The organism is Pirellulales bacterium (genome assembly GCA_036490175.1).
Classification (GTDB): Bacteria; Planctomycetota; Planctomycetia; order Pirellulales; family JACPPG01; genus JACPPG01.
The window spans coordinates 1-23,044 of record DASXEJ010000050.1 but is presented as its reverse complement, the minus strand read 5'-3'; the positions used below and the strand labels follow the sequence as shown (position 1 = coordinate 23,044).

Genomic DNA, 23,044 nt, shown 5'->3' with positions numbered 1-23,044 from the left:
CCATGTTCTACCGGCGTCCATCCACTCAAGTATGCCCTCGGTGTCGGTTCGCGCGGGCTTCCCACGGGCCGTAAGCGTTAGCTGCATTACTTCTGCACCGTCATCGGGCCGAACCGCCGGATGCAGCGTTATGTGTAGACGACCGCTTTTCTCAGGCATCTGAAAAGCAGCGGCAACGGTCACGGTTTCTGGAATCGGTAAAAATCGCTGCCCCTTCTCTGGACGGGCCCAGACGCTGATTACGTCTGCAAGATCCGCGAAGTTTTGCCACCCTTTGCCCTTTTCCAGATGATTCACATATGTAATTTCGCATTGCAGGACTCGCATATCACCGAGCGAGTTCTGCGTGACGAATTGTTGAAAGTTCTCCCACTGCGCGCTAAACCGCGGTCGAAGCTTATCATAATGTGGATATGGAATATCTCTCTTTCTCCAGTTGTAGACGAAGCGATTGTTCTGCACTTGGATAAGAGATTGGCCGTTTGCATCGGTGAACCAGCATCGTACGTCGCCCGGCAATCCGAATTCGACCGACAACCCAGGTTGCCTCCTAGGCGAATCGAAGGACTCAATTTGCGAACTGAGGGAAGGGTGAACGTCGGACCGTTGAAACGTCGGCGCCAGCGTTTTCCAAAAAAGACCGAAGTATGGCACGGAGAATTCGGCCAGCGGTGCAAACTCGACGCTCATTGCCGTCTCAATGACTGGCGGATCCTCATAATCTGGGAGCGTGCTATTTGACAATCTAAGGCTCCTGCTTGCTTTTGGTTTGCCGCGTCATAATAAAAATGATACCAGTTCGCAACAGCGCCCTATCGCAATGGGCCTCATCCCGTCCGTTTTCCTACCACCCGCCATACATTTTGAGCTGTCCAAGCCTTCCCCCGAGCGGTGCTCAGCCCCTCGGCATTCATCTGCCTGGCAATCGCCCCAGACGACAAGCCGGACACTGCCAACGCCTGAATTCTCGCCCTGGCTTGCAAAAGTGTGGCGGCCGTTCCCAGCTCTTGACCCGTAAAACATAGGGTTTCAGGAATAGCTAGTTTCGCGCAGCACGTGTTCCAAGTATCCGCCCAGGTAGGTGTGGTGGTTACGAGTGGCGGCGGGCAACGTCAGCAGTGCCTCGCGATGCGCGTCCAGAATCGACAACACCAGGGCCGCCAGGGCCGCATCGGCAATCTTTTCGGCGGCGATCGTGCGCAGCTCTTGGAACATGACGAGCGGATCGAATCGCGATTGCGGCAGAAACAGGCCAGGATCAAAACCGTCGGCCGCATCCGCCTCGATGGCTTCGCGAATCTTGCGAATGTCGAGCTGTGGACCGTAGCTGGTATCGCGATAAACAGCGCGAAGTTTGTAATACACGCCGCTAGTCCAGGCGCGGCGGCAATCTTCGGCCCAGGCAGAATCGGCCCAGATCGGAAACGAGACCTCGCGCCGCGCGTCACGGAATCCCACTTTGTAGTAGGTTTTGCCGTCGCGGGTTTTCAACTCCTCCTTGCCCGTCATGAGAACAAACAGGTCGGCCTCTTGGCCGTGGACCATGTCCGCCAGCTGAACGGTCGCGTTCGAACGCACTGTCATAGATATCTGCCCTGGCCGAATCTGTGGGATTACCGCGCGGTTAATATTACCAGCTCCTGGTAGGGCGCAATTTGGCTGCGCAACACTAGGAACTGTCAGCCGCTATTTCGGCGTGGTCTGGCTTGTCCGCCATTCGCGCCATTTGCTGATCGCCGCGTCCCGCTGCGGAGTGCCCGTGAAACCAAGCGAGGCGGTGTTGAACAGAATCGTGGAATTCGGTTGCGCGCGCGTGAAGCCGTAGTCGGCCAGCTTCTGGCCGCTCAGGTGCAGCATCACCGCCAGGGCCACGTCCCGAATCTGCGTCTCGACGATTTCGTGCTTGGGGGGCTGCGGGTGCGCCGGATCATTCTTAGCCTGCTCTGCCGCGGGGGCCGCGATCTGTTGCTGAGCACAGATGGCTGCGTCGACCAACAGCGGCTCAAGCCGGTCGATATCGTCGGGCCCGCCGAACTTTCCCACTACCAATAGCGCGTACTGACGCATGTGAGGATTGCCACTGCCATCCTTGAGCATCGTGAGGGCCGGTTCCACTCCTTCACGAACGTTGAATTGCAGGGCCAGCATCATCGTCTGGTAGGCTGCCGTCGAATCGTTGGAGAAGTCGCGCCGCACCCAGCCTCCCACTAGTTTCTTGAGTACCGGCATCGTGTCACCGCTGTCGATCGAGTGCCGAAACGGCTGCTGATAGCAAAAATTTGTCACGCACATGGCGGATTGCATGCTGACGGTCACATTGCTATCCGCGCCGACGAACAATAACGCCGCCACCGTAGCGAGCGGTACTTGCCGTTCAGCCTGCCGGCCGGGGACGCGCAAGCTCTCTTGAATTTGTTGGCAACGTGCGTCAAAGGCCGTGCTGGCATGCGGATAGCCTAACTCCGCTGCCTCCATCAGCAACGGCTCGTTGCGTTGCATCTCGGCGAACAATCGGCGGGCGGCCGCATTGTCTCCCAGTTGCGTGCGAAATCGCGACCAGCCTGGCAGATCGTGATCGTGCGCACCGCGCGTGTCTTCGATGAAGGCATTCAGTCGCTGCTTGAAGTCGAGGTCTAATACTTCGGACAAAACCAGCCGCGCTCGATAGCGAACCTCGGCATCCGGCGCCACGATCGCTTTGAGCAATTCTGCCTTGGCGGGCACACCGATCTTGGTCAAAGCCCGGGTCGCGCCTTCACGTTCCCGATACGAGGGGTCACCCAAGCGACCAACTAATTCCGCAACTTGCTGCGGATCGATCGGGGCCTGCTGGTCGATCACGGCCGGCTCGCTCGGAGCCCTGGCGGTGGCGGACCTGCTGCCCAACGTGACGGGGAGAATGGCGGCAACACCGCCGACGAGCAAGAAGAGCCTGCTTCTGATCACTCTCGAGCCTCCAAAAAGGGACCGCCTGAGGGCGAGCTTTATTGTAACAACTGGCCGGCAGAACAGCACGCATTTGATCGCTAACCGCCGGACGTCTGCTTGCTCTGTCGCAGGCGGCTCACTACAATGCAACCCAACGGGATTTGCGGCCGCTTGCAGCCAGTAACTGCTAAAGAGCCATCGTTACGACCGGTATTTTCGACGCCTTAGTAACGATTCAGCTTGACCAGTGAAAGCCGCAACCGCTCTTCGGCGGGCCTGCGGTTTTTTTATTGGTCGACGAAATCCCACGGCGTCGGTGCCTTGCGCCGATAGGTGCGACCTCGAGTGGGAGAACGTCCGATGAGCGAAAACGCGCCCCAGCACGGCCAGGGCATGTCGACGATTGCGGTCCACGGCGGCGAAGACCGTCAGAAGTTCGGCGACTCGATCACCGACCCGATCTTTTGTGCGTCGACTTATACCTTCGCCTCGACGCAAGCGGTGATCGACTTTCTCGAGCAAAAGCAACCGCGCGAGGAATACGGCCGCTACGGCAACCCCGGCGAGAAAGTCGTCGAGCGCAAACTCGCGGCACTCGAAGGGGGAGAAGCGGCGCTCTTATTCACCACCGGCATGTCGGCGATGGTCGGCCTGTTGATGTCCAAGCTCAACGCCGGTGACGAAGTCGTCTTTTTCGACGAGTGTTACCACCGCAGCCGCGAGTTTTGCACCAAGCACCTCGCGCGATTCGGCGTGGTGACGCGCCAGGTCCCGGCTTGTGACTATCAGGCGATGGAAGCCGCTATCACGCCGGCCACCAAATTCTTGATCAGCGAATCTCCGACCAATCCGCATCTGAGCATCGTCGACCTGGAACGTTTCGTCGATATCGGCCGCCGCCGCAAAGTCGCGACCTTGATCGACGCCACGCTGGGCACGCCGTACAACATTCGGCCCCTCGAGGCTGGAGTCGACTACGTGCTGCACTCAGCCACAAAATACCTGGCCGGTCACAACGACTTATTGGCCGGCGTCATCGTGTCGACGGCCGAAAAACTCGAATCGGTCCGCAACCTGCGCGGCATCATGGGGGCCATCAATTCGCCGCATAACATGTACCTGCTCGAACGCGGTTTGAAAACCTTCGAGCTGCGGATGCAGCGGCACAACCAGAACGGTCAGGCCGTGGCCGAATTCCTCGCCGGCCATCCCAACATCGAGCGCGTCTACTATCCGGGGCTGGCGGACCATCCCTACCACGCCGTGGCGCGTCGCACGATGCGCGGGTACGGCGGGTTGGTTACGTTTCTGGTCAAAGGCGCCGATTGGCAATCCACGGCGCGCGTGGTCGACGCGGTCAAACTACCCCGCATCGGCCCCAGCCTCGGCGGCGTAGAGTCGCTGATCGAGCAGCCTTTGGTGATGAGCTACTATCAATGCTCGCCCGAGGACCGCAAGCGTTTCGGCATCCCCGATAACATGATCCGTCTCGCCTGCGGCGTCGAAAACACCGAAGACTTGCTGGCCGATCTGGCGCAAGCGCTCGATCAGGCGTGAGGTGAGATGACGATTGCCATCTCGTGGCCTTTCACCGGATAGGGCACGCACTCTTACGGCCTGTACTTGCTGAAGTCCATTGTCCGGATCAAGAATTCCGGCGGCATCCCTTTTTGTTTGCGCATGACGGTCCCCATCACGCGTTTGAACTTGTTTGGTTCTAGTTCAATCTCTTGCTCAAAGCCCGCCACGAGATCGAAACCCTTCATTTGAAGCGCACTGCCCAGGTGCTCCATGCGAAAGGGAGGGAGATCGGGTTTTTCTGCTTTCAGCCTGGCATTTAATTGGTCGAGAAGTTCCTGCCGCTCTTTGGACGTTCCGAGAAAGGGGCGTGCCGCCAGGTATCTGGCATAAGTGTGCAAGCTGGAAAAAGCACCGAGTTTCATTTGCCCCCGTAATGATCGCAGTATTAACGCCCACTCAGGCAGGATGAGATCATTAGTCCCTGACGGCAGATTGACGTGATATTGCTCGTTACGCTGCGGTTGGTCCTTGGGGGGCGGATCGGGATTTTCCTTCTTGTAGGCAGTTTCAATATCCTTCGTGCTGCGGGTCAGCAACTGGCATTCGTTAACGGCCAGGTGCAAAAGCCAGAGAAGTTCGTCCTTCGTCAATTTGTCGTCGCGACGTTCGGTTGCCAGGTCGTGGGAGCTGCAATCGATGCGTCCATCTGCAAACACCCTTAGCCAAGGCTCCGTCGCCGCCGCGGCATCCTGCGGCCCCTCAGAAGGCGGACTGACGGTCATGCTAAAGACGAGCTGATTTTTATCGCCCGGAAGTTTGATGGCACGCAGCTCACTGGCGTTCAGCCGCTTGACCCGATCTGCCGCCGAGTTTTCGGCTGTCGGAAAGGCTTTGAGAGGATCGTCGGCACGCAATTCCGCTGGGCGCCAAGTCAAAGTGCATGTTGCGAGAATTAATGCCACGACCGAAAGATTCTTGTGATTCATGCGTGCTGCCACCTGTTACGTTTTTTGATGCGGAATATTTTGCCGCGCGCTCGGCGCACTTCACAGGCGCGCAACAAAATCGCGTACACCTCTACGCTGAAATGCGCACGCCCGAAGAAGCGGGACGTTTCAAGGCGTGCTGCGGTTAGCGAAGCGTATCGCGACCGCTCGGGCGCTGCAATGCGCCGAGGCGAGCCATTTGCGGGTGCTCGCTCATCCACGCCTTGGCCCTCAGGCGGGCTTGTTCCCAGTCGTCGCGTGTCGGCTGCGAGCCGACATTGATGAGCCGCGCGTCTAAGATCGCCGACAAGTGCGCGATCGCCATGTCGCAAAAACGCACGGCGACCGAACCCGTATCGGGCATGATTCGCACGTCGTCGAGCAGCACCGTCAAGAATGCCGCCCGATTCCCCGTATAGCGGTTCGACACGCCGGCGGCGATGGCGCGGAATTCCGGCGTGACGACAGGTTGCACTTTGCCCGCGCCGAGCAGGTCGAGCAAATGTTGCTGCTGTTCGTGCGTGCCAAAGTCGGCCACCAAGGATGCCGCGGACGTTAGGTCGACGCGCGCTGCTTCTTCGGAATCGTCTCGCACGTGTCCTTCGGCACCATTATCGGCTCTATTTTCCAAGGCGCGCCCGGCGAAACGTCGCAGGCATTGGTCGGCGGCAGCCGACGAGGCCGAACAAGCGGCATCATCGGGGGCATCAATCAGTCGGGCCGTCAGCGGCAAAGCAAACGTGCTTTCGCGCGATAGCTGCGATTCTAGCTCCTCGCGGACGGCCGCCGGGTCATTACTGGTGCGCAAAGCGCGAACGAATTCGGCATAGTCCGTCGGTAGCTCGTTGTGAAAGTAGCCGGCCCACGCGCTTCGCAACGCTTGCCACTGTCGAGCAGAGGGCTGAGGCCGTGCCACGTAGGTCCGTAGGTTCATTTCTTGCAGCGGGATGGGCACGCCGAAGCTAAACGAATACATCTCGGCCAGTACACGCTCGATGGGCCAATGATCGTATTCCAGGCGAAATAGCGCCGCGATCGTGCCGGTGCGATGCCGCCCACTGACGCAGTGGACGGCGATGGGCAGGTTCGCCGGCTCGTCGAACAGGCGAAAGAATTCTTCGTACTGCCAAGGGCTTAACCAGGGCCAGCAGGCCTCGCGCCCCATGTTCCACTGCAGGTGGCGTACGCCCAGTTCGGTGACGAATTGCGATTCGACCTCACCGGTCGGAGCGCCCACGGCTAGCACGCCACGCCGCAGATGGTCATCTTCCAATCGCAGGTTGACGACAGTTTTCACGCCGTGATGTTGCACAAGATAGCGCATGCCCAACTCGCTGGGCTGTGCCACGCGATAGAGAACCCCGGGCCGCACGGTCTGAAACCGCTTTACGTGCTGTCGCCACAACAAGTGATAGCCCGACACGGCCAGTACCGCGATAGCCACAAAGACAATGCTGCGGCGCGCGGTCGGACGGCGGTACCACTGAGGAGATGGTAGGGCTGGCTGTGGCATGTCACGGCGGGCGGAAGCATCCAAGGCAAGTTGCAAGCTCGCGGACGGTAGCAGAGCGCAGGGGGACGAGTCAACGCCGCTTCCAAAGTCGATGCAGTCGGCTGCTAGCGTCAATGCCCGCGACACGGAAATAGTCGCTATGGGTGCCACAGCTGGCTTATTCAGCAGTGCGCATTACTGATGGACCCGCAGCGTTCCGACATCGCGTGACAAGCCTACCGCGGCTCGGAAAGACGAACGCGATTCGATGGATTGCACGCCCCGGACGATCCTGGCGACGCGTCTTGCTTCGTTTCCGCCGCCGATGGTACACTCCGCGGCCCGCATGGTGACGGCTGTTCGCCTTTCTTTCACCAAGGGCACGTCTGTGCATCTGCTCGAGCGACAGGGAGGTCGCGTTTGCTATCAAGGTGGCCGATTCGCGACAAGCTGCTGGTCGGCTTGTCGCTATTGCTCGTGATCGTAGGCACTCTCTCCTGGGGTGGGCTCCAGGGATTGTATGCCTATCGGGCACTCGTGCGCAATTTGCACGGCCGCGTCGAAACGGAACTCCCGCTGCTCAACGAATTCAGCAAGAACGTCGGCGACCTGCGCGGCGCCCTCAGCGCCTCGAATCTCGAGATGGGGGGCGGAGCCCGCGGCATTTCAGCCCGCGTGGCGGGCGAAGACTTCAAGCACAAGCTGTTGATTCTTACCGACACGTTCAATCGCTATCGGCGCCAATTTGGCAGCGCCGACTCGCAACGAAATACGACGGCCGATATCGACCAGGTGCTGCCGCGGATTGGTTCCGTGCTCGGCTCGGGCGAATGGGCCACGGATTCGCCCACGCGCGATCGACTGAACGAAGACCTGCGCGAGTTGCAGCGCTTGTCAGGCCGGCTACTGTTCAACTTTCAGGAGGCGTTCGGCGAGGTGACGGATCAGGCCCGCGCCGAGTATCGCGCCCTGATCATTCTCACCTGGGTGACCAGCGTCACCGCGGCCGTCATGCTGGGATTGTTCGTCAAACTCTTCTATCAATGGATTTTCCAGCCGCTGCGCGTGCTGATCCAAGGTTCGCGCCGAGTGGCATCCGGCGAGTTCGCTCACCGTATCCGCCTGAAAGCGCACGATGAAATGTCGGAGTTGGCTGGCGCGATGAACGACATGACAGCCCGCTTCCAGGCAGTCCGCGACGATCTCGATCGCCAGGTGCAAGTCCGCACCAAGCAGGTCGTCCGTAGCGAACAACTGGCCAGCGTCGGCTTCTTGGCCGCCGGCGTGGCCCACGAGATCAACAACCCGCTGGCTTCGATCGCGTTGTGCGCCGAGTCGCTCGAAGGGCGCATGGACGAAGTGGTGCCGGTCGACGACAAGCAATACGACGTGGTGAAGCACTACTTACGGATGATCCAGGACGAAGCCTTTCGGTGCAAGGAGATTACCGAGCGGTTGCTCGATTTCTCGCGCATCGGCGAGTTCAAACGCCAGACGATCGACCTCCGCGAATTGGTGCAGGGCGTGATCGACATGCTGGGCCATTTGGGCAGATACCACGAAAAGCAGCTCGAACTTGCTCCCGGCGGCGCCCTGATGGCTTCGGTCAATCCGCAGGAAATCAAGCAGGTCGTGCTGAACTTGCTAACCAACGGACTGGACAGCCTCGAATCGGGCGGCACAGTGCGCGTAGCGTTGAGTGAACAGGCGGGCCAGGCGGAGATTGTCGTCACCGACAACGGCTGTGGCATGACCCCCGATGTGCTCGAACAACTTTTCGAGCCGTTCTTCACGCGACGTCGAGGAGGGCAGGGGACCGGCCTCGGGCTGTCGATCGTCTACAGCATTATCTCGGATCACGACGGATCTATTGACGTTCATAGCGAAGGGCCCAGCCACGGATCGATGTTCCGCGTCCGCCTGCCGCTTGCAGCTAGCCAGAAGGAGACCGAAGATCGCTACCAAGCCGCATAAACGACTGAAGCTCCTTTTCGCCGACGACGAGAAGTCGCTCCAGGGGTTGATGAGCCTGGAGCTGCCCCGCATGGGGCACGAGGTGACGGTCTGCCCCGATGGGCTCACCGCCGCCGCAGCGCTCGAGCGAAACACCTATGACTGCATACTCGTCGATCTCGACATGCCCGGCATGTCGGGTATCGAAGTCATCGCCCGCGCCAAAAAGCTCTCGCCCGAGACCGAAGCCGTGGTGCTCACCGGCAAGTCGTCGCTGGAGACAGCCGTGGCCGCCATGCGCCAAGGCGCGTTCGACTACCTGACGAAGCCTTGCAAGCTGGTAGAGCTCGAGGTTTTGTTGACGCGCGTGGCCGCCAAGCGCGAGCTGACGAACAAGTACCGCGCCCTGAAGCGCCAGGTCGAGCGTCTGGAGGGGACCTCGCAATTGGTCGGCGAGTCCTCGCAAATGCTCAAGATTCGCGATCTGATCGCCAAGGTGGCTCCCACCAACTCGACAGTGTTAGTGCGTGGTGAAACCGGCACCGGCAAGGAGTTGGTCGCACGTGCCGTGCACGATCAGAGCCTGCGACGCGAAATGCCATTCGTGGTGGTCAACTGCGGGGCGCTGCCCGAGAGCCTGATCGAGAGCGAACTTTTTGGGCACCGCAAAGGGGCCTTTACCGGCGCAGACGAGCATCGCATTGGCCTGTTCGAAGTGGCCAACGGTGGCACGATATTCTTGGACGAGATCGGCGAGCTGCCCAAGGCGATGCAGGCCAAGCTGCTGCGCGTGTTGGAAAGCGGCGAGATTCGGCGCGTGGGCGACAACGAATCGCATATCGTCGACGTCCGCGCGGTCTGCGCCACGCATCGTGATCTGGAGGAAATGGTCAACGATGGAGATTTTCGCGAAGACTTGATGTATCGCATCAATACCTTCGAAATCTTGTTGCCGGCGTTGCGACAACGCACAGGCGACATCGCCGAGCTCGCGCGTCATTTGTTGGCGCGCTTGCGTCCTCATTTGCGACCGGGGGACGAGGCGTTTACCTCGGACGCGCTGCGAGCCTTGGAAGGGCATTGCTGGCCCGGCAACGTCCGCGAACTGGCCAACGTCGTTGAGCACGCGGCCATCCTCTGTGACGAGGGACTGGTCTCGGCGGCCCACTTGCCGATGAATTTCGGGCATCGCCGGCTGCAAGGGCCGCATTTCAAGGCCGTCGTTCCGCAGACTCTGCAAGAAATCGAAATGCAGGTCATCCAGCAATCCCTGGAAAGACACCAGGGACAAAAGCCCAAGGCGGCCAAGGAACTGGGCATCAGCTTGAAAACGCTGTACAACAAGCTGAACCAGGCCAGCCAACTGGAAGAATCCGCCTAGACAACGACCGTGCGCCTGGGACCCGCTAACGGTTTGCCACAACAGTGTGTGGCCACCGCCTGCCTGAAGATCACACCCAGGAACCGCACCGATGCATCTGCCTCACGATCGTCGTGATTTTCTCAAACGCGCCACCCGGTTTGGCGCCGCAGCGCTCGCCTCGACGGCGCTTCCCTCGTTCGGTTTCTCACGCGAGGATGGCCCCGCGCCGAAAGATGGCCAGCGTCTGAAAGTGGCCGCCGTGCTGACCGAGTTCTCGTATCGTAGCCACGCCCATGTGATTCTGGAGAACTTCCTCAAGCCCTATCTGTTCAATGGCGAGTTGATCGAACCAAACTTCGACGTGGCCAGCTTCTACGTCGACCAATTTCCGGCCGGCGAAATGTCGCGCGATGTTTCTCGCGACTACAAGATTCCGATCTATCCGACGATCGCCGAGGCCCTCTGCCTGGGCGGCAAAGAGATGGCCGTCGATGCGGTGTTGTCGATCGGCGAGCACGGCAAGTATCCGGTCAACGCCAAGGGGCAGATGGAATATCCGCGCAAGCGATTCTTCGACGAGATCGCCGCCGTGATCCGTCGCGACAATCGACCAGTGCCGGTCTTCAACGACAAGCATCTGTCCTTTCGCTGGGATTGGGCCAAGGAGATGTACGACACGGCCCAAGAGTTGCGCATTCCGTTCATGGCGGGCAGCTCGGTGCCGCTGGCCCAGCGACGGCCGCCGATGGAGCTGCCTGCCGGGGCGCAGATCGAAGATGCGATTTCGATTCACGGCGGCGGCGTCGAGTCGTACGACTTTCACGCCTTGGAAGTGTTGCAGTCGATGGTCGAAGCGCGCCGTGGCGGTGAGGTGGGTGTGAGCCAGGTCCAGTTTCTCGATGGTGAAACGCTCTGGAAAGCGGCCGACGAGGGGCAATGGTCGATCCCGCTGGCCACGGCGGCTATGGCAGCCGAACTCGGCGCAGACCATGACCTGACGCGGTCGCTGGCGCTGCGCGGCAAGACGCCAGCCGGCGAGCCCGTGGCGATTCATGGCATACGCGTCGTCTATCGAGATGGCTTTGCGGCAACTGCCCTGGCCGTGGGCAGCAGCGCCACGCGCTGGAACTTTGCCTGCAAGATCAAGGGTGAAGATCAGCCGCGGGCCACGGCGCTTTATGTCGGTCCTTGGCAGAATCGAAATCTGTTCAAAGCCCTCTCGCACGCCATTCAAGCGCATTTCCGCGCGCGGCGAGCGCCATACCCTGTCGAGCGAACGCTGCTGGTCAGCGGCATCCTCGATTTTGCCATGGACTCTCGGCAACAAGCCAACAAGGTGATCGATACGCCGGCCCTGAACGTGGCCTACAAGCCAATCGATTTTCGAGCCATGCGTGAATACGGCGCTAGCTGGAAGACTATCACGGAAGACATGCCCGAGCCGAAGGGACTGGGAGTCGATTCCAAGCCTTCGTAAGGTTTCTGCGATGGGAAATCGGTGGAGCGATTGCGCCGTGCTGGAAATCTGTGCGCAGGCCGGGTAGACTTTAGATCACTCGTGGGGGAGGTAGAGTAGCTTAATTGGCAAAGCGCCGGAGCCGAAGACTAGTTCGGGCGGCTCCGAAGATGCAGGTTCGACTCCTGCCTACCTCCATACGGCCGCCGGCAAGGCGGCCTTTTTTTTGCGCGGCCTGGATGCGGTTGGCAATTGAGCCGCCTCAGGCAACGACGAAATGCACGGATTCTCAGAGGTTTAGCCACTCCGTTCTGTGCATCGTGTGGCAAGAGACGCTGAGTGCGTGGTGCCACTGCACTTTGCTGCGATGCTCGCTGCCCAGTAGCGTCGGTGCGTCGCTCCCGACGTAGGATGGAATCGGCCGTTTGCGCGCCCAGGTCACGCCCGCCTGAGCACGCCCGATGTGGCGCTTTCAGCGCACAATGGCGAGAGAGAACTGAGTCGGCGGGGCCCGAACGAGGCCGGATCTGAAGAGGCGAAAAAGGAAACGAAATGCAATTCGCACAGTCATTCCGCTGACGCGTCGTTCTGTTTGTGGGACGTTGACCGTTTTCGACGATAGGCGAAACGGGCCCCCCAAACGGCAACGGCGAAGCCTACCACGATGCCCCCGATGATGAACAGTGCCCGATTCGCCGCTTCTTGATAAGGATTACCGCGCACATCCCGCCGCTCAGTCGCAAGTTGTCTCTTGGCTTCCTCGATCGTGCCTTCTAGGGAGTCGTAATACTTGTTGGCGAAGGCTTTATCGACATTTACTCCCTCGGCGATCCAACGTCGCTCGTCTGCGGCAATCGAGTCGAAGTAGGCTTGAGCCTCGGCCAGTTCACGGTTCAGGTCCGCAGACAGCTTTTCGAGTCCTGTTTCGACTCCACGATCGCTTTCGGGATTTGCATGCCGATAGTCGATGTAGTCCTTATGGCCTTCCAAAATAAGCGCCGCGGCCATTTTGAACTCGTGTTTCGTTTTCTCATTATCCGATCGCTGCGCCACTCGGTAGTAAGCTCTAGCCGCGAGTTGGAGAGCGTCGTCCCCATAGGTTGGCCACGCGATCAACAAATCACCAAGCGCCTCCAACAAAAATGGCGAGTCATAATTGGCGAAGTGCATCATGCCCAAGACGCCTTTTTGTGCAGCCGCCAATTCGGCCTTCATGTTCTCAGTAGCCTTCGAGTCATCAAAACTCGAATAACTAGTCTGATACCCTTGTTTCTGCAGAACGAATTCGGCAAAGCCACAGGCTTGTTTCGGGTGAATGACGCTAGGCCATTCGGAAGCCGGGTGGGGCGTCTTTCGTTTCGTGAGAAAATACTCGGCCAGCAACGACTGATACTTTTCGCGGCCGAAATGGGCGGCGGGATTGATGACGACTGCTCGGTCGATGTACTCCTTGCCGACCTTCAAATCGCCGGCGAGCATGTGGATCGTGCCGAGATTCGCCAGTGTTTCATAACGATCTGGACGGGCTGCCAAAACCTGTTCCAGCAGCGCGATCCCCTCGGCATGTCTGCCGAGTTTGGAATATGCCACGGCGAGATCATCCGCCAGGGCTGGGTCTTCCGCAGGGCTGCGCATCCGCTTCGTACGGTCTTGAATCCGCCATTCATAATACGCCCGGCTGTGGCGAACGAATTTCCCGGTGATCATTTCCAACGTGCCGGGAAACCGCCGACGCTCCATTTGAAGCGTATCCCAATCCCAGAGACACGCGTGCGTCACGGACGTGATGACGAGGAAGAAAACGACCGAGAGTCCTCGGCCAACTTGTAGCGATTTATGCAGATCGGACACATGCATTCGAGTGGCCCCCGGCGTCGTTCCGCATTCTATTCCCTGGCAGCCGTGCTGAACATTAGGTCGACGTCCAGATCGTGAAGGTTCCCATGGGACGAATCTGACTCGGTCATAACGACCGGCGCGCCCGATAGCTCTTGCCAGCGCGCAAATGTCGAACCGACCGGATGCGCCATAAGCGCGCCCAGGTTACGCCCTCCTGGGCTGACTTTCAGCGATTTTGGCGACGCGAGTAGGCGTCCGAAAAATGGTCATTTGTTTAGCTTTTGCTACAACTCCGCTGGCGAGCATTCCCCGTCAACGCTCGCACGAGCCAGGGGCCTATTGTTTTGGGCTTTCGCGATATTGCGGCGAACAAAAATCATCGCTAGGCAGATCACGGCACCCGAAGTCAAGAAGAATATAAACCCGGTGTAATGGAACGCGATAAACATACCGGGTACCAGGATGATTCCAAAGACTTGGATCAGCCAGGTTGGGATGAGGGTCACGCCGTTGTGCGCAACATGACGTCTGGCAAGTCGCCAGCTAATGAACGCCGCAGCCATTCCAAAGAGCCCAATAAACGCCACCCCTAACCAAAGTGGTCGGCCCTCGTAGTACAGCGAGCGTTGACGAACCATGTCAGCGCACACGGCTAGCGACAGTGATAAAAGGATGATCGCCGAAAGCGCAGAGCCGACAATGCCAAACAACCGCCATGCTCGGCTGACTGGTTGCAGAAAATCCGCCATGCGTCCCGCCATCGAACGGTGAAGTCGATTGAGTCGCTCAACCAATGGTTGCTAGGGCATATACCAGGTGGACTGACACATGGGCCGACACAGGTTCGGCTTGGCGACGATTGTAGCAGCACTCCGCACCCCCTCGCATCTAGCCTTCAACGAATATGCCTCCAAGACTGCGGTTCCTGAATTTCTAGTGTGGGGTTGCGCTCCCCTGACGAGCCATCAGAGAGCCGGTACGTAGATCGCTCAGGTCACGCCCTCTTGAGGTTCGGCGGTCGATGAGCTTCGAGCGCGCTCCAACTGATCGCGGGCGTTCGGCTCCGCTACGAAGCCTCGCAATCGATGCTTTACCGCCATCGATCGCCTATAATCGGCGACGATAGGAAGCGTTTGAACCTCGTCGTTGGAGATAAGCCATGCCAACTTGTCAATTGCTCGCAATACTCGCCTGCGTGCTGTCGGGCGAACCATCGAGACTGACGCTCAAAGGCATCATCGACGATGGGAGTGGTCAACCTGTTGTCGGCGCGAGAGTGGACATCGCCACTGCAGCCCCTCGTGTTGGGACGGGTTTGTTTTGTCCGAGTTGCTATCTCGATTGCCAAAAAAAGACGCGGTCAAACGACAAGGGTGAATTTGAAATCAGCGGGCTTAACCCGTCTCTAAAATTCCACCTGATGATTTCCATGCCAGGCAAGAAGACGCAGCTGACGGGTTTGGTTGATCCGCTAACGGACAGCATAAAGATTTCGCTAGCGGATTTGCCCAATGACTTTCCGCCTGAACGGATGCTACGAGGACGCGCCGTCAACGATCAAGGGCTGGCAATTGAGGGTGCATTGGTCGAACCCGATGGCGCACAATCCGGCAGCAAGCGATGGTGGGGCCGAGTGGACGGTGTTGACCCGACGGTCACAGATAGCGATGGTCGATTTGTCATGCCTCTTCCGCAGGACTACAAGGGCGTGGACATCACAGTTACTGCGGACGGCTATGCGGGCACATCAATGGCATTGCTCGCGCCAGGTGCCGACGAGCATCGCGTCGTGGTGCCGCGGGGTACGCGTGTGACCGGCAGGCTTGCTTGCAAAGACAAGCTTCTAGCCGGCGTACGTGTCGCAGTAGTGCAAGAGGAACGCAATGCGGGCCATCACTTCATTAAGGCCGTGGCCGACGTTACGAACCGTGATGGACAGTTCGTCCTCGATTATCTTCCCGCCAACGAATCGTACGTGAGTTTCTCTGTCGTCGGTGAAGGTCCGCAAGAGTTCGTGCTGACAACCAAGCGCTTTAAGGCGACAGGCGATGGCGAAGAACGAGACTTGGGCCAATTCGAGGCGATCCCTGCCCTGCGACTCGCGGGTCGGGTCGAGTTAGCCGACGGGGAAGCGCTACCTCAAGACACAAAAATAGTGCTGATCCGCAATCCCGCGTGGGACCTGATTGAGATTCCCGTGCGAGAGGATGGCCATTTTGAGATCAGCGGGCTTCCGCCTGAAGCGTACGAATTGCGGATTGCAGCCAGGGGCTATTGCATCAAGCCTAGCATTCCGTATCAGCTTTTGAGCGATCAGTCGTTTGGTCTTTCCTTAAAGGAATCGATCGAAACACTTCGGATACCTGTCCAAGCCAGCAGCGAGCCGCCGAAACCATCAAGTGCGAAACAATCCCCCGAGCTGGGATCAAATAACAAACCCACGACAGATCGCACAGGATTCATCGGTGGTCGCGTGCTCAAAGACAATCAGCCGCGGCCCAACGTTATCATGAAGCTTTTTTTATCAGGATCTCAACGCCTGCTGGGTAAGGCGACGACCGACGAAGACGGACAATACAGTATCGATGGATTGAAAGCCGGCGATCAGTACTACTTTGAGATTATCGACTCGGAGCATTTGATTGCACCGGGATGGATGCACCAGATGCCCTACATCCATCCCGTCGACAACGAGGGACGCGAAATCTTGTTGCCCGATGTGCATCTTGTGCGTGCCAGGCAATCGTTGCGGGGGGTGGTGGTCAGCCCTGAGGGAATTGGCGTTGGCAGTGTTCGCGTCTCGGCTCAAATGGCGAATGGTGAAATTATTCCGCTTCGCACGTCCGGACCCAAAGCGTGGACTACGACCAAAGCGGACGGCAGTTTTGAACTACAACAGCTACCCGAGGGTCTCATCGAATTGATAGCATACCGCGAGAATCCGAAAGGCGGTCGCATCGTCTATCCTGCAAAAGTCCGACCCGAATTGAGCCAAACCGATATCCGAATCGTCTTCGACCCTTCGCTGCAAGACGGAATCGTCGATCTAGACGCTGCTAGGGGCCAAGCGGGATCAAAGAGGTAACCGTTTCTAGGTTTTAATTCGCCATTGGCAATGGTGCCAATGCGATGGCGAAACAATCCTCATCATTTGATTCTCGAAATACCGCCGTTTTCGGGGCACAAATCCCGCTGTGAGATAATGGACTTTTGGGCGCCCAGGACGAACCGTCCAAGGCACCCAATCTTGCCGCCTCGGACACGCCCTCCTGATCGCAGGTGGACACGGCCGTTTCAGTGCGTCGGTCGTGTATCTGACCTTATTGTCGGATGACTGACAACTTGTCGTTTCGTCGCATCTTCCGATGCAGTTTCAATCGGGCATCGTTCCTGCCAGACGACGCACAAACGATTTAACCGTTGAGGGCGGCAGTGTGGCCACGATGGCGACAACGCGGACCTGGATCGGCGCTAGGATCAGCCTGTACGGGAAAAATCGGTCAGCACAAATCCGCGTGCTACGCTTCCAATACTCGCCGACATCACGCGCATCCTCACAATAGCTTGAGTAATGACGTGGATACAATCGTCTTTAGTCTGATCCTGGGAACGTTCGCGTCACTGTTCGCCGACCGTCGGTGGCTTGTCGTTGGACTTTTCTTGCTCACCGTGGGCGCCGCCCTGGCGTTGTTTTGGGCGCACATCATCGACCCGATTCATTTGAACTTCTAGGCAGGCGCAGATCGATGAGCCATCGACTGGGATTCTGGCTGGCACACCTCTGCATTCTTGGTGTCATGGCTGCGCTCGTGGGCGGGTTCGTCGTGCAATTCGCCTGGCAGGAGCTTCCTTGTCCCCTCTGCATGCTCCAACGCATGGGCATGATCCTGGCCGCGTTCGGGCCAGCCTTCATTCTGCTGCGGTGCCGCCACGGCGATGTGAGCCCGACCGATTTCGCCACGGGCTACGGCATGAGCATCATCGCCGCAATGTTTGGCGCGTCGGTTTCCACGCGGCACATCTTGCTGCATATCGCCTCACCTGATCCCGTCCCGGGCTTGGCTGTTCTCGGGATGCATCTCTACACCTGGGCGCTGATCGTGTTTTGTACGGCCATTGCGGCCAGTGGGCTTAATCTGCTTTTCACCCGCGAACTGGCGCCGCGCCAAACGCAATTCGGGTGGCCGACGCGTTTGGTGCTCGGATCGCTTGCCGCTGTGATCGTCACGAACCTGGTTTGCGTATTCTTCCTGGAAGGCTTCCATTGGCTTCTGCCTGGCGATCCAGATCGCTATCAACTGCTGTCGGATCTCGCCCGTCAATAGGACACGGCGTTGCCCGCGTTGAGGTCCGCAATCGCGCCTTCGCCGTAGGCCCAAGGGAAATGCCCATAAGCGTTTTGAATCCTGTATCGTTCTCGCTCAGATCCACGAGGAAAGAATCGTATGTTGGATACACCGATCGACGCAAACGGTGAAGCGGCCGATGCGATTGTCATCGGCGCCGGCTACTCTGGATTGGCCGCGGCTTGGTCTTTGGTGGGGGATGGCCACTCCGTGATAGTACTTGAGGCCCGCGACCGCGTTGGCGGACGTGCGTGGACCCAGAAATTCACCGGCGGGTTTGTCGATAATGGCGGCCAGTGGATCGGACCGGGCATGACGCAAATCCTGGCGCTGGCGCAGGTGACTGGGGTGAGGACGTTCCCGACGTTTGGCGAAGGCAAAACCATCGTCGCGTACAAGGGTGAGCGATCCGAAGTGAGCGCTATCGGTTCGCAGGGATTCACCCTCCCTGTGCCGGACGGCGATGTTCAAGAATTCATGTCCGCTGTCGCCACACTTGATCGACTTGCCAAGGAAGTCCCGGCGGATGCCCCTTGGGAGGCACCGCGCGCCGCGGAGTGGGATCAGATGACGATGGCGAATTGGATGGACGCGAATCTGAAAACCGACGGCGCCAAGTTTGCATTCCAGATCGTGGTTGGCGGGTATTTTTCCGTCGAGCCCAGCGAGCTCTCCCTCTTGCATCTCCTCTTCTACATTGCGGCCGCGGGTGGCGTTGAAGGCTTGGAAGAAAGTTCGCTGACATGGCGCTTCGATGGCGGCGCCCAGGAAATCCCCAATCGTCTCGCCGATCGTCTCGGCGACAGGGTGAAGCTGGAGACTCCCGTGCGTACGATCGACCAGACCGGAGACCTCGTCATGGTCGAAACGGATCACGGTTGGATAAGTGCCCGACGGGTGATCGTTGCGCTGCCACCTGCGCTCGCCTCTCGCATCCGGTATCTGCCAAGCTTGCCCCCCAGCCGCGACCAATACACCCAGCGGGCGCCCATGGGCTCGACCATCAAGTGTCACGCCGTCTATCCAACTCCGTTCTGGCGAGAGCGCGGGCTGAACGGGCAGATTTTGAGCGATCACGATCTTAACGTCACCTACGACAACTCTCCGCCGAGTGCGACGCCTGGAATCTTGGTGGGCTTCTTGGAGGGCGCCGCGGCCCGACGTTGGGCGAATCGGTCAGCCGAGGACATTCAGCGAATGACATTAGCGGCCTTCGAGAGCCACTTTGGCGCACAGGCTCGAACGCCGGCACACTTCTTTCAAGCCAACTGGGCGAACGAACCTTGGTCGCGAGGCTGCTACTGCGGTATCCCCATGCCAGGCACTTGGACCAATTACAGGGACGCGTTGCGCAAGCCAGTGGGAAGGCTTCACTGGGCTGGGACTGAAACGGCGACCAAGTGGGCTCAATACATGGAAGGCGCGGTGCGATCTGGCGAACGAGCTGCCGCGGAAGTGAACGAAGCTCTCACGGCGACGCGGCAATTGTCGTTATCCTCAAGCCGATAAACGGGAGACCATCATGGCAGGGAAAGAAGTCATTGAGGCACTTGTGGGGGCACTCAACCGTATGGACCCCGACGCTTTTGCTGCGCTGCTGGCCGATGACGTCGTGGTGGAACACATCTCAACGGGCCGAAGCCTGCGGGGCAAGCAAGAAGTCGCCGGCTGGTTCAACGCGATGCTCGGACACACCACTCAAAATGACGTGACGGTGAATCGTGTGTGCATTGATGGTTCAACGATCTGGGCCGAACGCGTGGACCGGCATTTAATCGGTGGCCAATGGGTTGAGATCCCGATTATGGGAATCGTCGAACTCGATCGTGCCGGCAAAGTGAGGCACATGCGAGACTATTTCGATTCTCGGCTCGCGCTCTAAGCGATCGAAGTGGCCGTGCGGGCTGCGTTGGACGGTAGATACGACGTCGCCAACGACACTGGTTCTAGTGATTCGGCAGCTTATAAATTCTTATGGCTCGACGCGGCGCGTCGAAGCCTATGCCGTTACGGTCTGCAATCGTCTCACCAGGGCGGTGCTGAACATCCGATGCGGCCAAGCCGTGGCGCCGAAGTCACGACAACCAGCTGATCACGCTTTAACAGTTACGGTATGATAAGGCGATTGGCGCATGCGCCGGCCGTGCTTCGGTGAAAATCAGCCGAAACGTTGCCGACCATTGCCTTCGAAGCCGCTGGCATCTTGGATTGCACGGACCGGTAATCGTGGAGGACGGCTGCCGTCGATCGGTACCGCAACCGGCCCGGTGTTGGCCGTAATGATTTAATGCCGATCGGCTGTCTATGGGCTTGTTTGCATACCGGCAAATCGCGCTGCCGGCATTGGACCGTCGCCGATGGCCGTGGTAGGTTGGCTGCGTTGTCAATCGCGCCCACCGCAGCGAATGTAGAGATTCTCGCGCCGCCCGTTCAGGCCGAGATCTCGTCCTCAGTCTCAGGAGCCACCCATCATGAAAATCGCATCGCTTGTCGCACTGTTCATCGCCGGAAACATGACCGTTGCCCTGGCTGCCGAATTGAAGGTGGGGGATCAGGCCCCCGAGTTTTCCATGCAAGGCACCGATGGCAAAACGCACAAGCTGAGCGACTATCGGGGCAAGCAGGCCGTCGTCTTGGCCTGGTTCCCCAAGGCAAAAACGCCGGGTTGCACGCTGGAATGCAAGAGCTTCCGTGACAGCGGCAAGGATTTGCGCAACTACGACGTGGCGTATTTCACCGCTAGTTGCGACTCGCCCGAGTTGAACAAGGAGTTTGCCACCGACTTGTCGCTCGATTTTCCCATCCTCAGCGACCCGGACAAAAGCGTGGCCAAGGCCTATGGCGTGTTCAACGACCAGCGTTTGGTTTCGAATCGATGGACCTACTACATCGGCAAGGACGGCAAGATTCTGCACATCGACAAGGAAGTAAAGACACCGGCCCACGGCCAGGACGTTGCCGCCAAGCTCGACGAGTTGAAGGTAGCCAAAAAGTAGTCCGGCTTGGTTGCCGCTGTGCTTGTGGATCGAATCATTATCGCGCCCTGGGTTCATGACCGATCCGCACGCTGACTCACGCGCCGCCGGTTCCTCCGTTCCGGCCGACGATGCCGAATTGCCTGCGCTCGCAAGCCCGCGACAGGCCGCGCGCGCCTTTATCTTCATCACGGTCGTGCTCGACGTGTTGGCGCTGGGGATCGTGATCCCCGTCCTGCCGGAACTGGTCAAGGAGTTCCTGCACGACGACACCAAGCGTGCCGCCGAGTTCTTTGGCCTCTTCGGCATGGTATGGGCCTTGATGCAGTTTGTCTTTTCGCCCGTCATGGGCGCGCTTTCCGATCGCTTTGGCCGCCGCCCAGTGCTGCTGCTATCGATGCTCGGCCTGGGGCTCGACTATGTATTGATGGCGCTCGCCCCTACGCTGGGGTGGCTGTTCGTGGGGCGCGTCATCTCGGGCATTACCTCGGCCAGCTTTACCACCGCTGCGGCTTACATCGCTGACGTGACGCCGGTACACAAACGTGCGGCCGGTTTTGGGATGCTGAGCGCCGCATTCGGGCTGGGCTTTGTTCTGGGGCCCGCCTTCGGCGGCGTATTGGGCGAGATCGATCCACGTTTGCCATTTTGGGTGGCCGCCGGATTCACGCTGCTCAATGCGACATACGGAATGTTGGTATTGCCCGAGTCATTGCCGCGCGAGCGGCGCGCGACTTTCACCTGGCAGCGTGCCAATCCGATCGGGGCGTTGAACTTGCTCCGCTCGCACCACGAATTACTGGGGCTGGCGACGGTGATGTTTCTCAACTTCCTGGCGCACGAAGTCTTGCCGAGCGTGTTCGTGCTCTATGCGGGCTATCGCTACGACTGGGATGTGCAGGCGGTGGGGTTAACGCTGGCCATTGCCGGCATCTGCTCGATGATCGTGCAGGGCGCGATGGTGCCGCCGTTTGTGCGTCGCTTTGGCGAGCGGAGCGCCGTGATCCTGGGCCTGTTGCTCGGCACAGCCGGGTTGTTGATCTTTGGGGTGGCAGGGACGGGGCCCGTATTTCTCATAGGCATTCCTTTCATGTCGCTGTGGGGACTGGCTGGACCTTCGGCGCAGAGCTTGATGACACGACACGTGAGCGCCACCGAGCAGGGAAAGCTGCAAGGGGCCCTGAACAGCTTGCGCGGGATCACCGGCATGATTGGACCGGTGCTCTTTACGTCGATCTTCGCGGCGTTCATCGAGACTGAGCGCAGCGTCGAACTACCCGGTGCGCCATTTCTGATGGCCACGCTGCTCTTGGCCAGCGCGGCGCTGCTTTCCTGGCGCGTGACACGGCACGCCTGAGCCGAACTATCGCCCGATGAGCGTGTTGAACTCGGCCTCGGTGAGAACTTTGACGCCCAGCTTGTGGGCTTTGTCGAGTTTGCCGCCGGCTTTCTCGCCTGCCACGACGTAGTCGGTCTTCTTCGAGACGCTGCTGGCCGCGCGGCCGCCGAGCTGCGTGATCAACTCCTCGATTTCCTCCCGGCCGTAAACTGGGAGCGTGCCGGTGACGACCAACGTCTTGCCCGCTAGCGGTCCGGTCGCCGCGGCAGTTGCCACGCGTGCCTTGGGCCAGGTCGTCTTCAGTCCCAACTCGGTTAGTTCGTCGATCGTGGCGCGGCCGGTCTTGCTGTGCAGGAATTCATAGACGCTCCCAGCGATGATCGGCCCGATCTCGTCCACTTCGGCCAGTTCTTCTTCCGCCGCCTCAAGGATTGCCGACATCGAGCCAAAATGATCCGCCAGTAGCGTTGCCACTCGCGCGCCCACATGTCGAATCGCCAGCGCATTCAGCAGCTTGGCCAAACCGCGACTCTTGCTCGCCGCGATGCCGGCCAGCAGATTCTCGGAGGATTTTTGCCCCATCCGTTCCAAGCCTGTCAACTGCTCAAGTTTCAGCCGATATAAATCGCCATAGCTCGTAACCACGCCGTCGTTGACCAGCTGATCAACCAGCTTGTCCCCCAATCCTTCGATATCCATGGCGTTGCGGCTGGCGAAATAACGCAATCGCTCTTTGACCTGAGCCGGACAACTTGGGTTGGGGCAGCGTATGTATACGCCCCCTTCGTCCTTGACGACGGCCGTGCCACACTCGGGGCAGTGGGTGGGAAAATGAAACTTCCGCAG

Annotated in this window: 19 protein-coding genes and 1 tRNA gene; 12 read left to right on the top strand and 8 right to left on the bottom strand. The window is 59.1% G+C overall.

What is annotated here, in order from left to right:
• From VGG64_03685 to VGG64_03675, 3 genes are all read right to left on the bottom strand, one after another.
• Window positions 1-744: TIGR04255 family protein (locus VGG64_03685; GenBank protein HEY1598674.1), on the bottom strand; the 744-nt coding region annotated here is incomplete at its 3' end.
• 285 nt (window positions 745-1,029) lie between these two features.
• Window positions 1,030-1,584 (bottom strand): hypothetical protein, encoded by a 555-nt coding sequence (locus VGG64_03680; protein HEY1598673.1) that lies wholly within the window; start codon window positions 1,582-1,584, stop codon window positions 1,030-1,032.
• A 102-nt stretch (window positions 1,585-1,686) separates the two neighbouring features.
• Complete coding sequence (locus VGG64_03675; protein HEY1598672.1) at window positions 1,687-2,946, bottom strand: HEAT repeat domain-containing protein; 1,260 nt, start codon at window positions 2,944-2,946, stop codon at window positions 1,687-1,689.
• Between the two features lie 375 nt (window positions 2,947-3,321).
• Here VGG64_03675 and VGG64_03670 point away from each other — a divergent pair, with 375 nt between their 5' ends.
• Window positions 3,322-4,485: an aminotransferase class I/II-fold pyridoxal phosphate-dependent enzyme gene (locus VGG64_03670; GenBank protein HEY1598671.1), complete on the top strand. Its 1,164-nt coding sequence runs from the start codon at window positions 3,322-3,324 to the stop codon at window positions 4,483-4,485.
• 53 nt (window positions 4,486-4,538) lie between these two features.
• Here VGG64_03670 and VGG64_03665 read toward each other — a convergent pair whose 3' ends face one another.
• Together VGG64_03665 and VGG64_03660 are read right to left on the bottom strand one after the other, a co-directional pair.
• Window positions 4,539-5,363: a hypothetical protein gene (locus VGG64_03665; GenBank protein ID HEY1598670.1), complete on the bottom strand. Its 825-nt coding sequence runs from the start codon at window positions 5,361-5,363 to the stop codon at window positions 4,539-4,541.
• A gap of 217 nt (window positions 5,364-5,580) precedes the next feature.
• Window positions 5,581-6,879, bottom strand: coding sequence for a tyrosine-protein phosphatase (locus VGG64_03660; protein ID HEY1598669.1), 1,299 nt, complete (start codon window positions 6,877-6,879; stop codon window positions 5,581-5,583).
• Between the two features lie 468 nt (window positions 6,880-7,347).
• Between VGG64_03660 and VGG64_03655 the strand changes: the two genes are divergently transcribed.
• From VGG64_03655 to VGG64_03640, 4 genes are all read left to right on the top strand, one after another.
• Entirely contained in the window at window positions 7,348-8,901 is a 1,554-nt protein-coding gene (locus VGG64_03655) for a HAMP domain-containing sensor histidine kinase (GenBank protein HEY1598668.1), read from the top strand.
• A 4-nt stretch (window positions 8,902-8,905) separates the two neighbouring features.
• Window positions 8,906-10,261: a sigma-54 dependent transcriptional regulator gene (locus tag VGG64_03650; GenBank protein HEY1598667.1), complete on the top strand. Its 1,356-nt coding sequence runs from the start codon at window positions 8,906-8,908 to the stop codon at window positions 10,259-10,261.
• 91 nt (window positions 10,262-10,352) lie between these two features.
• The gene (locus tag VGG64_03645; protein HEY1598666.1) at window positions 10,353-11,720 is read left to right on the top strand and encodes a hypothetical protein; all 1,368 of its coding nucleotides are present in this window, start codon (window positions 10,353-10,355) and stop codon (window positions 11,718-11,720) included.
• 86 nt (window positions 11,721-11,806) lie between these two features.
• Window positions 11,807-11,897: transfer RNA gene (locus tag VGG64_03640), tRNA-OTHER, on the top strand.
• A gap of 369 nt (window positions 11,898-12,266) precedes the next feature.
• Here VGG64_03640 and VGG64_03635 read toward each other — a convergent pair.
• On the bottom strand, window positions 12,267-13,550 hold the full coding sequence (locus tag VGG64_03635) for a tetratricopeptide repeat protein (protein HEY1598665.1): 1,284 nt from the start codon (window positions 13,548-13,550) through the stop codon (window positions 12,267-12,269).
• A gap of 272 nt (window positions 13,551-13,822) precedes the next feature.
• Window positions 13,823-14,287, bottom strand: a complete 465-nt coding sequence (locus tag VGG64_03630) for a hypothetical protein (GenBank protein ID HEY1598664.1) — start codon at window positions 14,285-14,287, stop codon at window positions 13,823-13,825.
• A 410-nt stretch (window positions 14,288-14,697) separates the two neighbouring features.
• Here VGG64_03630 and VGG64_03625 point away from each other — a divergent pair, with 410 nt between their 5' ends.
• From VGG64_03625 to VGG64_03595, 7 genes are all read left to right on the top strand, one after another.
• Entirely contained in the window at window positions 14,698-16,623 is a 1,926-nt protein-coding gene (locus tag VGG64_03625; protein ID HEY1598663.1) for a carboxypeptidase-like regulatory domain-containing protein, read from the top strand.
• Window positions 16,624-17,114: 491 nt separating this feature from the next.
• Window positions 17,115-17,270 carry a DUF5993 family protein gene (locus tag VGG64_03620; GenBank protein ID HEY1598662.1) on the top strand — a complete coding sequence of 52 codons (156 nt, stop codon included), beginning with the start codon at window positions 17,115-17,117 and terminating at the stop codon, window positions 17,268-17,270.
• A gap of 14 nt (window positions 17,271-17,284) precedes the next feature.
• Window positions 17,285-17,863 (top strand): disulfide bond formation protein B, encoded by a 579-nt coding sequence (locus tag VGG64_03615; protein HEY1598661.1) that lies wholly within the window; start codon window positions 17,285-17,287, stop codon window positions 17,861-17,863.
• Between the two features lie 120 nt (window positions 17,864-17,983).
• The gene (locus tag VGG64_03610; protein HEY1598660.1) at window positions 17,984-19,393 is read left to right on the top strand and encodes a flavin monoamine oxidase family protein; all 1,410 of its coding nucleotides are present in this window, start codon (window positions 17,984-17,986) and stop codon (window positions 19,391-19,393) included.
• A 13-nt stretch (window positions 19,394-19,406) separates the two neighbouring features.
• Window positions 19,407-19,766 carry a limonene-1,2-epoxide hydrolase family protein gene (locus VGG64_03605; protein HEY1598659.1) on the top strand — a complete coding sequence of 120 codons (360 nt, stop codon included), beginning with the start codon at window positions 19,407-19,409 and terminating at the stop codon, window positions 19,764-19,766.
• A 589-nt stretch (window positions 19,767-20,355) separates the two neighbouring features.
• Window positions 20,356-20,880, top strand: a complete 525-nt coding sequence (locus VGG64_03600) for a peroxiredoxin (GenBank protein ID HEY1598658.1) — start codon at window positions 20,356-20,358, stop codon at window positions 20,878-20,880.
• Between the two features lie 55 nt (window positions 20,881-20,935).
• Window positions 20,936-22,216, top strand: coding sequence for a TCR/Tet family MFS transporter (locus VGG64_03595; GenBank protein HEY1598657.1), 1,281 nt, complete (start codon window positions 20,936-20,938; stop codon window positions 22,214-22,216).
• 6 nt (window positions 22,217-22,222) lie between these two features.
• On the opposite strand, the gene VGG64_03590 is transcribed toward VGG64_03595, so the two are convergent.
• Window positions 22,223-23,044: helix-hairpin-helix domain-containing protein (locus tag VGG64_03590; protein ID HEY1598656.1), on the bottom strand; the 822-nt coding region annotated here is incomplete at its 5' end.